The 12450-nt window shown below is 37.0% G+C and carries 11 protein-coding genes; 3 read left to right on the top strand and 8 right to left on the bottom strand.

What is annotated here, in order from left to right; all coding sequences use genetic code 11:
* Positions 1-59: 59 nt before the first annotated feature.
* From Q5O30_RS05140 to Q5O30_RS05130, 3 genes are all read right to left on the bottom strand, one after another.
* Entirely contained in the window at positions 60-245 is a 186-nt protein-coding gene (locus Q5O30_RS05140; protein WP_021952685.1) for a chlorophyll synthesis pathway BchC, read from the bottom strand.
* A gap of 121 nt (positions 246-366) precedes the next feature.
* Positions 367-3141, bottom strand: coding sequence for an AAA family ATPase (locus Q5O30_RS05135; RefSeq protein ID WP_021952684.1), 2775 nt, complete (start codon positions 3139-3141; stop codon positions 367-369).
* Positions 3141-4277 (bottom strand): exonuclease SbcCD subunit D, encoded by a 1137-nt coding sequence (locus tag Q5O30_RS05130; protein WP_021952683.1) that lies wholly within the window; start codon positions 4275-4277, stop codon positions 3141-3143. Before Q5O30_RS05130 ends, Q5O30_RS05135 begins: the two co-directional genes overlap by 1 nt.
* 198 nt (positions 4278-4475) lie before the next feature.
* Between Q5O30_RS05130 and Q5O30_RS05125 the strand changes: the two genes are divergently transcribed.
* Together Q5O30_RS05125 and Q5O30_RS05120 are read left to right on the top strand one after the other, a co-directional pair.
* Positions 4476-4724: a hypothetical protein gene (locus Q5O30_RS05125; protein ID WP_021952682.1), complete on the top strand. Its 249-nt coding sequence runs from the start codon at positions 4476-4478 to the stop codon at positions 4722-4724.
* Positions 4725-4862: 138 nt separating this feature from the next.
* Positions 4863-6104 carry an amidohydrolase gene (locus Q5O30_RS05120; RefSeq protein ID WP_021952681.1) on the top strand — a complete coding sequence of 414 codons (1242 nt, stop codon included), beginning with the start codon at positions 4863-4865 and terminating at the stop codon, positions 6102-6104.
* Here the strand turns inward: Q5O30_RS05120 and argF are convergent.
* The 5 genes from argF to Q5O30_RS05095 form a co-directional block, all read right to left on the bottom strand.
* Positions 6076-7083 carry an ornithine carbamoyltransferase gene (gene argF / locus Q5O30_RS05115; RefSeq protein WP_021952680.1) on the bottom strand — a complete coding sequence of 336 codons (1008 nt, stop codon included), beginning with the start codon at positions 7081-7083 and terminating at the stop codon, positions 6076-6078. The genes Q5O30_RS05120 and argF overlap by 29 nt on opposite strands.
* A 21-nt stretch (positions 7084-7104) precedes the next feature.
* The gene (locus Q5O30_RS05110; protein ID WP_021952679.1) at positions 7105-7980 is read right to left on the bottom strand and encodes a hypothetical protein; all 876 of its coding nucleotides are present in this window, start codon (positions 7978-7980) and stop codon (positions 7105-7107) included.
* 69 nt (positions 7981-8049) lie between these two features.
* On the bottom strand, positions 8050-9189 hold the full coding sequence (locus tag Q5O30_RS05105) for a glycosyl hydrolase family 18 protein (protein WP_302628699.1): 1140 nt from the start codon (positions 9187-9189) through the stop codon (positions 8050-8052).
* Positions 9158-9379 carry a hypothetical protein gene (locus tag Q5O30_RS05100; RefSeq protein ID WP_302674601.1) on the bottom strand — a complete coding sequence of 74 codons (222 nt, stop codon included), beginning with the start codon at positions 9377-9379 and terminating at the stop codon, positions 9158-9160. Before Q5O30_RS05100 ends, Q5O30_RS05105 begins: the two co-directional genes overlap by 32 nt.
* A gap of 136 nt (positions 9380-9515) precedes the next feature.
* The gene (locus Q5O30_RS05095; protein ID WP_021952677.1) at positions 9516-11564 is read right to left on the bottom strand and encodes a sodium-translocating pyrophosphatase; all 2049 of its coding nucleotides are present in this window, start codon (positions 11562-11564) and stop codon (positions 9516-9518) included.
* Positions 11565-11974: 410 nt separating this feature from the next.
* Here Q5O30_RS05095 and Q5O30_RS05090 point away from each other — a divergent pair, with 410 nt between their 5' ends.
* Positions 11975-12436 carry an Lrp/AsnC family transcriptional regulator gene (locus Q5O30_RS05090; RefSeq protein WP_021952676.1) on the top strand — a complete coding sequence of 154 codons (462 nt, stop codon included), beginning with the start codon at positions 11975-11977 and terminating at the stop codon, positions 12434-12436.
* The last annotated feature ends 14 nt before the right edge of the window (positions 12437-12450 follow it).

The following is a 12450-nucleotide window of genomic DNA, read 5'->3' as shown; positions in this document are numbered from 1 at the left end:
TGCCATTTTTATAACAACATTGCCTGAATGTTCCACATCGGCATCCTACTGTAAACGGCTCAATCAAACTTGCCACCTACTGTAACCTTATGTCCTGTATTAGGTCCATGCATAAATACCGCAACATCAGTTCCGCATACACTTGAATAAATGTTTCTAACAAGTACATCATTATCCCTTACTTCCGGCAATGGAATTTCTCTAATCTCTACTTTCTCTTTTCCTAAATAAATACCTGCTTTCATAAATAACTCCTGTTTTGATAACATTATCTTAAAGAAAATTAACGTATATGTCTAATATAGACATACTTATTTTGTTAAGAATAATATCCCAAAAATAATTTTAATGCAACTATTCAGCCTTTTATTGTATAATAGCTACGCTTCCCTGAGCCTTATCTTTTTTAACAATTATCTTACGGTCAATGCGCTCTTTTAATTCACCAACATGGGATATTATGCCCACCAACCGGTTTCCTTCCGTCAGGGAATTAAGTGCATTTATTGCCTGATTGAGAGACTCTTCATCTAATGAACCAAAACCTTCGTCCACAAAAAGAGTATCGAGTCTAATTCCCCCGGCGGAAGCATGGATTTCATCAGAGAGCCCTAACGCCAGTGAAAGTGATGCCTTAAAAGCTTCCCCTCCCGAAAGAGTTCTCACGCTTCTATTGGTTCCATTATAATGGTCAATTACCCACAAATCCAATCCACTTTGACTTCTCTGATTATCTGCCTCTTCTGCTCTTTTTAATTCATACTGTCCTGATGACATCGTAAGAAATCTAATATTAGCTCTATTTATAATCCTGTCAAAATAATGCGTTTGAATGTACGTTTCTAGCAAAATTTTATCCTTACCGTTAATCCCTCCGTTAGCAGTGTCTGAAAGAGATTTAATCATAGTCCATTTTTCCTGTGCCTCTTTCATTGCCCTGTACTTAACTTTTATGGCATCTTTGATGTTCTCATTAACTTTAATCCTTGTGCTGATTACGTTTATTGCATCTAACAGATTCTTCCTCTCTTTTACTAAATCATTCCTTTTTTCTGACAATTCATCTGTAGGAGAAATTTCCGCACCCCTTAGCTGCTCATCAATCATCTTTATGGTATTTTCTGCCTTTTCAATTTCTGTTTTACAGTTCTGAAAATCCCTGTCAGCTTTTTTGTAATTCTCCTCCATTTTTATAAGCAAATCCCTTAATTCACTTAAGTGTTGTACAGCTTCTTCCCTTGTGCTGAAGCTGAGGCTCTCTTTTATCTGGGTAAGCTTGGCATTTATACCCTCAAAAGCAATTTTGCATTCAGACTTTTTATTGCCTGCATCTTTTAACTTATGCTTTATATTCTCAAGCTTCTTCTCATTTTCAGGTATATTTTCTTCTAACTTATTTTTTTCCTTTACCTTTTCATTTATTAACTTAAGTTCTGCTGCAAAGCTAAGTGACTCCTTACTTAAATCCTCATATTTTTCATGTATTAATTCTCTTATAATCTTAATATTTTCTTCCTTATATTCAAGGATTTTTCCCCCATCTTTAAGGATATTTTCCTTTAAAAGTTTAACTTCACTGCCTTTATTTCCTGCTGCAAGACTGGCATTCGCCGTATTTTCTTCCTTTAGCTTAAGACCTGCCTTTTCTTCATCAAGTTCCCTTCTTGAAGGTGCATTTTTAACAGGTTCAGCTTTATGAGGATGAGTAGTTGAACCGCATACCGGACAAGCCTTACCCTCTTCAAGTTCACTTGCCATAATTCCTGCCTGCTGGTTAAAAAACAACAGCTCCCTTTCTTCGTAATGTTTCCTTGCCTCTTCCAAAATTTCCGCAGCTTCCTTATATTTCTCCTGAAAATCTTTAAGCTGTACCAAATTTCTATCATATCTGTTAAGCAATTCAACAAAATTATCAATATCATCTATTTTTTTTGTCGTTTTATTTATTTCCCCCTGTAAAGCAATTTTTTCTTCTCCTGCGTTTTTTATTGTATTTAAACGCTCCCTGTCCGTTGAAATAACTTCTTCTAAATTTTGTAGGTAATCATTTAATAATATCTCCTGATTCTCCCAGTGGGAAATTTTTTCCTTTCCCTCACTCCACTGTGTCTGTAAGCTTCCCATTGCCTCATACTCCGGCAATTTTTCCTCATCTTTTCTTATATCAAATTCCAGTTTTTTCCGCTTTGGTTTCTTAGACTCCTCCTCCTGAAAAATTTCTTCTAATTTTCCAAAGGCATCCCTGTTTTTCTTAAGAAGAAGTAACGCCCTGTTTTTCTGCCCGATAGCCTCATTAATTCTTTTTATTTCTCCTATTTTTTCATCTATTCCCGCTGTTTCCTTTTCATTCTTTTCCATTAATTTCTGCTGTTTTGATAATAACTCACTGTCAGTTTCCACTAATTTGTTAATAACATCTGTTATTTCATCAATATTATTAGCTCCGGATTCTATTAAATTACCGGCACGGGTTCCTAATTCACTGTTATTGTCATACATAAGACCTGATAAGGATTGATTTATTGCTGACTCTTCCCTGTCATATTCCTCCCTTACGGATTTTTCCTGTACCTTTAGCTTGTCCTGAATGGTCTTGTAAATCCCGGTATTAAAAATCTGCCTGAAAATTTTAATTCTGTCATCTGTTTTTGCCAGCAAAAGTTTTAAAAAATCTCCCTGGGCAATCATTGCCACCTGAGAAAACTGCTCTCTGTTAAGGCCGATAAGCTCCTGAACAGCCCTGGTAACCTCCTTAGTTTTTGTTACCACATTTCTTGAGTCCGGGTACTCCAAAAAGGCATCAGCCACCTGCTTTGTCATTCCCTCTCCACGCTTTGATTTTCTCATATATTCAGGATTTCTTCTTACCTTATATATCAGGTTTCTGTACTCAAATTCCATTTCCACAAAAGTTTCCGTATCTTCTTTTGCGTACTTACTTCTAAACATTGTGGTTTCCCTGTTTTCTCCGCTTGCCTCCCCATAAAGGGCAAAAACAATGGCATCAAAAATGGTGGTTTTTCCGGCTCCCGTATCTCCTGTTATGAGATAAATTCCCTTCTTACCTAATTTTTCAAAATCTATTACCTGACAGCCTGCGTAAGGGCCAAAGGCTGAAATTGTTAATTTAATTGGTCTCATTACTCATTTACCTCCCACACATCTTTAATTAATTTATCCATAAAATCAGCCTGCTCACGGCTCATAGGCTGGTTGTTTTGAAGTTCATAAAATTCCTTAAATAAATCAAGGGGCTGTTTTTTCTCCACATTTTCCACACCTTTTATTTCATTATTACTTCTTGTTCTTGTGTTGTCATAATCTAATTTCATAATATTAGGATAAACCGTTCTAAGAAGCTCCATGGCATGTAAAACGTCCTGTTCATCCGTTAATGTCACATGGGCATAATCCATTCTGTCAATATCCTTATAAAAATCCTTAGACATAATTTCCTGATATTTACCTTTTATTTCAATCATGTCATGTTTTGGAATCAAAGGAACTTTCTCTATGGTAATATTCCCCTTTTCCTTCATATCCACAATAAGTGCTGTTTTTTGATGCTTTGCCTCAGAAAAAGAATATTTAAGAGGAGTTCCTGAATATCTTACAAATTCACTTTTTATATGCTGAGGACTATGTAAATGACCTAATGCCACATAATCAAATCTCTTAAAATTTTCTACACTTACTTCATCAATGCCTCCCACAGACACTTCTTCTGAATCACACCTGTCTGCTCCCCTTACAAACTGATGAGCAATCAAAAGATTTCTCTCGCCTTCGTCCACCTTAGTTTGCTCCATAACATATGCCATTGCACTGTCATAACTGTCAATGTCAGCCTCCTCATAAACGTGTTTTACCATTGCCGGCTTAATAAAGGGCAGCATATATATGTTAATTTCACCATATTCATCTTTTATTTTATGGGTTTCCACATTTCCACTAAAAGGCTTTGACATATAAACTCCGCTTCGGCTTATAAGTTCAGCCCCAAAGCCTATTCTTTCCTGACTGTCATGATTTCCACTTATAACGAAAACCTTCAGATTTCTTTTTGCCAGACTATTTAGAAAACTGTTTAACACCGTCACTGCCTCCGCTGATGGCACCGGCTTGTCATACACATCCCCTGCAATAAGAACTGCCTCAATTTTTTTCTCATCTATTATATTTAGTATTTTGTCAAATATGAATTTCTGATCCTCAATCAATGAAAATTCATTTAATCTTTTTCCTATATGTAAATCTGCCAAATGAAGAAATCTCATAAGCCCTCCTTAATATTTTGTGGATTTCACTACTTTTACGGCTATACTAACATCGCCATTATGATGTGTCAATAATGGCGCAAAACGTAATGAGCATACTATGTTGACAGACCTAATTTTTAGTGCTATCATTCATCGCAGGAAAGTTTAAAGTGTTTCAAAAAACTTAATTTAATTTAGAGATTGGAGGATTTAAACATGAAAAAATTTATGATTGGTGATTTGATTTTAGCTATAATATGTACAATTTCTTATTTGATGCGCATTCCACATCATATGAGTACCCTGACTTCTTCTTCGAGTGTACATTCAACCATTACCCAGACCATTCCACTAAATACTACTGAAATGATATTTGGTGCTTTTGCGGTTTTTGTTTTAGTCAACATTCCAAATATTTTCTTAATATTGAAGAAATCAATACTTAAAATAACTAAAAGCAATTAATTTTTAAGTAAAGGCGATGTCTGTTGTGTTTTTACAGCTTTCATCGTCTTTTTTATTTGTGTATTTTTATAATTGATTTTTCCCTTCTTAATGATAAGATTAATTTATAAGTTTGTGATGTAAAGGAAAGGATTTTTTATGAATATACGCTTTTATAATGGAACTATTTTAACTTTAGAAGATACCACTGCTGACGAAAATGGCTGTCTTCCTCTTTTGTACGGGGAAGTGTGGGTCTTTGATGACACCATTGGTTTTGTGGGAAACCCTGCAACGGACAAAACAGTTTCTAAACTCCATCCCCAGATAAAATGGGACAAGGAAATTAATCTCAATGGAAATCTTATTATGCCTGGGTTTAAGGATGCCCATACCCATTCTGCCATGACATTTTTGCGCTCTTATGCAGATGATTTGCCTTTAGACAAATGGCTTAACGAGAAGGTATTTCCTATGGAAGCCAAGCTTACTGATAACAAAATATATGAGTATAGCAAAATTGCCATTAAGGAATATCTCACATCAGGAATCACTGCCAATTTTGATATGTACATCAGCCCTGACCCTGTTATTCAGGCATCTGTTGACATGGGATTTAGAACTGTTATGACCGGAGGATTAAACGACTTTACCCAGTCTGTCCCGGAAATTGAGGAATGTTACAAAAAATACAACGGCTACAACGACCTTATATCTTATGAATTGGGATTCCACGCAGAGTATACCTGTAGCGAAGGGCTTTTAAAGGATTTGTCGGCTCTTGCCAATAAGCTTCAGGCTCCTGTTTTCTGCCACAATTCCGAGACTCAGAAAGAAGTAGCGGAATGTGTTAAAAGATATGGCATGACACCTACTGTTTATTTAGACAACATTGGTATGTTTAACTACGGTGGAGGTGGCTATCACTGCGTTCATATGACCGACTCCGACATAAATGTTTTTGAAAAAAGAGGTATGTCCATTGTTTTGAATCCTGCTTCTAATTTAAAGCTTGCCAGCGGAATTGCTCCTGTCAGTCTTTTTATGAAAAAAGGAATAAACCTTGCCCTTGGCACTGACGGGCCTGCCAGCAACAATGCATTAGATATGTTCAGGGAAATGTTTTTAACTACTGCTCTTGCCAAGTACCGGGAAAATGACGCTTCGGCAGTAGATGCCAATGAGGTACTTAAAATGGCTACTTTAGGTGGTGCCAAAGCTATGGGTCTTCGTAACTGTGACACATTAAGTCGTGGAAAAAAAGCTGACTTAATCGTAATCGATTTAAGCCAGCCTAATATGCAACCAATAAACAACATTACCAAGAATCTTGTATATAGCGGTTCAAAAATAAATGTTATTTTAACAATGATTAACGGAAATATTTTGTACCAAGTGTAGCTGCCATTACAGCTTTTATAGTATGCATCCTGTTTTCTGCCTCGTCAAAAACAACAGAATTTTCAGATTCAAATACTTCATCTGTAACTTCCATTTCAGTAAGTCCGAATTTTTTGTTGATTTCCTTACCGATTTTGGTATCCAGATCGTGGAAAGCAGGAAGACAATGCATAAATACAACATCATCACCGGCATTCTTAATTAAATCCATTGTAACACGGTATGGAAGAAGATCATTTATTCTCTCTTCCCAAACTTCATCAGGCTCACCCATTGAAACCCACACATCAGTGTAAATGGCATTAGCTTCCTTAGTTGCCACCATAGGATCTTCCTCAAATTCAATAACTGCTCCTGTTTCTTTTGCTATAGCCTGGCACTGTTCTACCAGTTCTTTATTTGGCCAGTATTTCTTTGGTGCACATGCCACAAAATGCATTCCCATTTTGGCACATCCTACCATAAGTGAATTTCCCATATTGTAACGGGCATCTCCCATATATACAAACTTAAGTCCCTGCAATTTTCCAAACTTTTCACGCAGTGTTAAAAAGTCAGCTAAAATCTGTGTAGGATGAAATTCATTGGTAAGACCGTTCCATACAGGAACTCCTGCATATTTTGCCAATTCTTCTACTATATCCTGACCGAATCCACGATATTCAATACCGTCAAACATTCTGCCTAAAACTCTTGCTGTATCAGCAATACTTTCTTTCTTACCTATTTGTGAACCTGTCGGGTCTAAGTATGTAACTCCCATTCCCAAATCATGGGCTGCCACTTCAAAAGAACATCTTGTACGTGTACTTGTTTTTTCAAAAATAACTGCAATATTTTTTCCCTTAAACACGTCAACTAATTCTCCGGCTTTCTTTTTCTTCTTAAGGTCAGCTGCCAAATCAATAAGCTCTTCTATCTCTTCAGGTGTAAAATCCAGTAACTTTAAAAAATGTCTTCCTGTAAAATCTGTCTTCATTATTAACCTTCTTTCCACAAACTAATCATTTGTTTTTGTATTTTTATTTTTATAATCTTTAATATACTCTACTATATTAATACTCTTTCCTGATTTATTCAATGTTGGCGGAGTATTTAATCTGTGTTTAACATTCTTCTGAAGGCTTTCCATAATGGCATCACGCTTCTCTTCTAACTCCTTCAACTGCTTTGCTATTCTCTCAGCTGATTCTTCCCTGACACCGGCAATCCTCTCACGGCTGTCAGCGGTTTTTTCGTCAAGAATTTCCATGCCTTCTTCTGCCTTTTCAGCAACAGTTATGGCTGAATTTCCCACAACATCTTTTAACTGATCTCCAACTGTATGCAGACTTTCTGCCAATTTGTCCAATTGTCCCAGACTTTTATTAATTCCAATGAGGTTTTTAAGGGTTACAATCATGTCCACCACAAACACCACGCCACATACCACTACAATAATAACCTGTATTTGAAATGGTATCTTCTTAACTACAGCCATAATGGGGTGATGTACAAATTTTACTGCAAATACAACTGCCATGCCCCACATAAAACTAAAGGCAAGGCACACATATCCACCTATGTTAAATTTTTCGTCGGAATAATCCCACCATCTCATATGAAATATTTTGTCAAGAATCCATCCTCCAAACAATTCCACTGCCGAGCAAATCACCATTCCTCCCAAAAACAGCAACCAGATGTTTTTCTCCACAGGCAAAAGTGCCAGCAAAACTCCTATCATGCCACATCCGTATATGGGACAAACCGGTCCGTTTAAAAATCCTCTGTTGGTGACCTTTCCTGCGGTAACAGCCACAAAAGCCACTTCCACGCACCAGCCTAAAAAGCTGTAAATAAAAAACAATAATGCAATCTCACTAAAAGAAAACATGCTTTACCCTCCTTGATACTCATATATCGTATGATACCATAAAAAGGGGGATATTGCACTAACTTCTACCTACAGTTTATCGACCTTTAAATTATAATCCACCAATAGCCAATTTGCCCGAAACAGTCGCATTATCTGCCAAAATGAAGCACCTCTTAAATTGTATTCATAAAGTAATTCAATTTTTGCCTTAATGCTCCTTGCGTCCTCAAACCACACTTCGTGGTCTACGCCATCCTTCGTATACCTGAAATATGGTGTCTGCCCAACTTCGTCAAATAAAATTTCAGCATTATTTTCCACTGCAATTTGCACTGCCTGAGCATTTCCAATAGTTTCAGCTTTCGTAACGTCCTTTTCATAGGGAAGAGCCCAGTCATAACCGTAATTAGGTATTCCCATATTGATTTTTTCAGAGGGAATTGCCGTCACCGCATAATCTAAAACCCGCCTGATTTTATCAACCGGTGCCACCGCCATAGGCTCGCCATATGTATATCCCCACTCATATGTCATAACCAACACGCTATTTGCCACTCTTCCCAAAGTCTCATAATCCTTTCCCTCATATAAAAGTCCCGGCTGGTCAGCACTGGTTTTTGGTGCCAAATCCACCGAAACCGTAAATCCCTGTTCATTCATTTTCTCCGTTGCCCTCTCAACAAACCTTACAAAAGCCTCCCTATCCTCTGCCTTTATGTATTCAAAATCAATATCCAGTCCCAGAAAACCCTTTTCATTCATTATCTCCAACAGGTTGTCTAGCAACACTTCCACTATATCTTCATTTTGAATAACATCAGAAATCAGATTATTGTTAAACATGCCTGTTTCATCAAAGGGTGTCAAAGTCAGTATAGGTGCTGCATTGTAGTTATATGAGGCTTCAATCATGAATCCATCATCTATTGGGGGATATATAACCTCCCCTTCTCTTGTAAATCCATAGGAAAAAACCGCCATTCCCGACAATGACGGGAGACTTTGCTCTAAAACATAATTGCTTATAAATGGATATGCGAACCCTCTTATAACCGCCTCTCTTCTGTTTTCACGTATTCCTCCTGTATCAATTAATAATGCCTGACCCACTGCCAAAGGGTACGGATACACCAATTGATTGTCATAAATAATCGATTCCACACTTACCCCATATGCACCGGCAATGCTATCTACATTATCTCCTGATTTTACAACATATATTTCCATAGTAATTACAGCCTTTTTTAATAAATATATGTTGGAAAAATTTGAATAATGCAGATAATGGTGGGAACATTTCACGGTTATGGCAATATGCGGGTGGTTGCTTTTCTTTTTTCTTACTTTCCAATGGTACCACACGCCAATTTTCTCCCCACTCAAGTCTATTTTCCTCGCAATCCCATTTTCCACCCAATCCTATTCTCCGCCCACCTCCTCCCACGCAAAAAAACTGCCACTTTACAAATCCTAAATTTGTAAAGCAACAGCTTTTTCTTCATTTAATTATATTTAATTCCTCAAACCACCAGTCTATATCCACATCTTTTGCCTTACTTAAAAATCATATGATATAACTGTGTAAGATACCCCTGTACCGGGAATGTCATTGCAAATACCAGTGACACAATTGTCATAAGTTTTATAAGAATGTTAATTGAAGGACCTGATGTATCCTTAAAAGGATCACCTACAGTGTCACCAACAACTGCTGCCTTGTGAGCCTCGCTACCCTTTCCTCCGGCAAAACCACCTTCAATAAATTTCTTTGCATTATCCCATGCACCACCTGAGTTAGCCATAAATATAGCCATCATAACACCACAAACTAATGCTCCGCAAAGCATTCCACCAAGCGCTGCTGCTCCAAGAAGATATCCTACAACTAACGGTGTAACAACTGCCATAACTCCCGGAAGAATCATTTCATGAAGTGCTGCCTGAGTAGAAATACCTACGCACTTTTTATAATCAGGCTTTGAAGTTCCTGCAAGGATTCCCTTGTCAGCCTTAAACTGTCTTCTAACTTCCTCAATCATTTTGTTTGCGGCTTTGCCTACAGAACTCATGGTAAGAGCAGAGAACATAAATGGAAGCATTCCACCTATTAATAAGCCGGCAACAACTGATGCTGAAAGAATATTGATACTGCCAAGTCCTGCAACTTCAGCATATGAAACAAACAATGACAAGGCTGTAAGTGCTGCTGAACCAATGGCAAAACCTTTTCCAATAGCCGCTGTTGTATTTCCTACTGAGTCAAGTTTATCAGTAATATCTCTTACGCTTTCGTCAAGTCCTGACATTTCAGCAATACCACCTGCATTATCGGCAATAGGACCATAGGCATCAACTGCAATTGTCATACCTGTAGTTGATAACATACCAACTGCTGCTAAGGCTATACCGTACATTCCAAAGAATGCATAAGCGGATAAAACACCTAAAACAATAAATAAAATAGGAATAGCTGTTGACTTCATTCCCACTGACAAACCACTAATAATATTTGTAGCAGAACCTGTTTTTGAGCTTTCTGCAATTTCCTTAACGCTCTTGTATTTATCTGATGTGTACATTTCTGTAACTTTACCAATAGCTGTACCAACTATCAAACCTGCTAAAATGGCAAAGAAAGCTTTGAAATCTCCAAAGAAATAATAGCTGAAAATAGCTGATGCAATTATCTCTATCACTGTTGCACCATATTCACCTAAGTTCAATGCCTTCTGTGGGTCTGAACCTTCTTTTCCTCTAACGAAAAATGTAGCAATTACAGATGCAAGAACACCAACTGCTGCAATTACCAATGGGAAAATAATGTGAGCTGTCCCAAAATTGTTCTTTCCTGCCACAACTGATGCAACTGCCAATGTAACTACTGAAACAATTGCTCCAACGTAACTTTCAAAAAGGTCAGCTCCCATACCTGCAACGTCACCTACGTTATCACCAACATTGTCTGCAATAACTGCCGGGTTTCTTGGGTCATCCTCAGGAATACCTGCCTCAACCTTACCTACAAGGTCAGCTCCTACGTCAGCAGCCTTTGTATAAATACCACCACCAACTCTGGCAAAAAGTGCAATTGATGAAGCACCAAGGCTGAATCCTGTTAATATACTAACTGCTTCATTTGTAAAACCTGTAGTGTTCATAACAATAATTAAAATAACACTAAGCCCTAAAATACCAAATCCTACAACGCAAAGTCCCATAACGGCACCACCTGCAAAAGCTATTGATAATGCCTTGTTCATTCCACTTTCCTTTGCTGCATTTGCTGTACGTACATTAGCCTTTGTAGCTACATTCATTCCAACATATCCGGCAAGTGTGGAAAGAACTGCACCAATGATGAAACATACTGCTGTAAGCCAGTCGATTCCAACTCCCAAAACAACGAATAAAATTGCCACGAATATAATCAATATTTTATACTCTGCAAAAAGAAAAGCTCTTGCACCTTCAGCAATGGCATCTGAAATTTCTTTCATTTTGTCATTTCCTGCATTGCTGTGTCCTATCTGTGTTGCCTTTATAAATGCAAATATTACTGCAATTATTCCTGCGACAGGTGCCAAATAAATAAGATTATTCACTAAAATTTCCTCCTTTTCAAAATCGTTCTCTCAAACAATAATAAAAATATATTAAAGCTTATTTTTTGTTCGTTAAAAAAATAACAAACTTTACACTGTTTTTTTACCTTACCATTTATGTTCACATAAATCAATACACAATTTTATAAAAAAAGTAAATTTTTTCACCATAACAGGTGAAACACACCTTTTTCCTTATACTTTTAATACTCATATTATATTATGTTATTAATTGCAATAATTTATAAATTATTCTTTTTTCATGTATCCGTTTATATGACCGGTGCAAATATGGAAAGAAAGTTATTGTATATTTTTTAAAGTATATGCTATAATTAATAAGTATTTTGTAAGGAATAATCTTTATAAAATAAACAAAGACTGAAATTTATTACGAAAGGAGTACTACTATGAGACATGATTTAGACCACATCGATGAGCAGATTATTAAGCTTCTGCATGCCAATGCCCGCATCCCCCTTAAAACTATTGCGAGTCAGGTGTTTTTATCGTCCCCTGCGGTGTCTGCCAGAATTGAACGATTAGAGCAGGCAGGAATTATAACAGGATATAGTGCCAAAATTAATCCCGCAGAGTTAGGCTATCACATTAAGGCATTTATTAACCTTGAGGTAAATCCGGACCAGAAGAAGGAATTTTATCCTTACATAAAAAGATGCAACAACGTTGTTGAATGTAACTGCGTTACCGGTGATTATGCCATGCTTATTGAGGTTATGTTTAAAAGCACTGAAGAGCTTGACCATTTTATAGGTGAGCTTCAGACTTTTGGAAGCACAAAGACACAGATTGTTTTTTCAACTTCCGTTGAACATCGTGGAGTACCTATTGCCGACGATGAATTATTTTAGATATTAAATATGGC

Source organism: Eubacterium sp. CAG:161, from assembly GCF_000432355.1.
Taxonomy (GTDB): domain Bacteria; phylum Bacillota; class Clostridia; order Lachnospirales; family Lachnospiraceae; genus Eubacterium_G; species Eubacterium_G segne.
The sequence above is the reverse complement of the archived record's forward strand: the minus strand, read 5'-3'. Positions and strand labels throughout refer to the sequence as shown.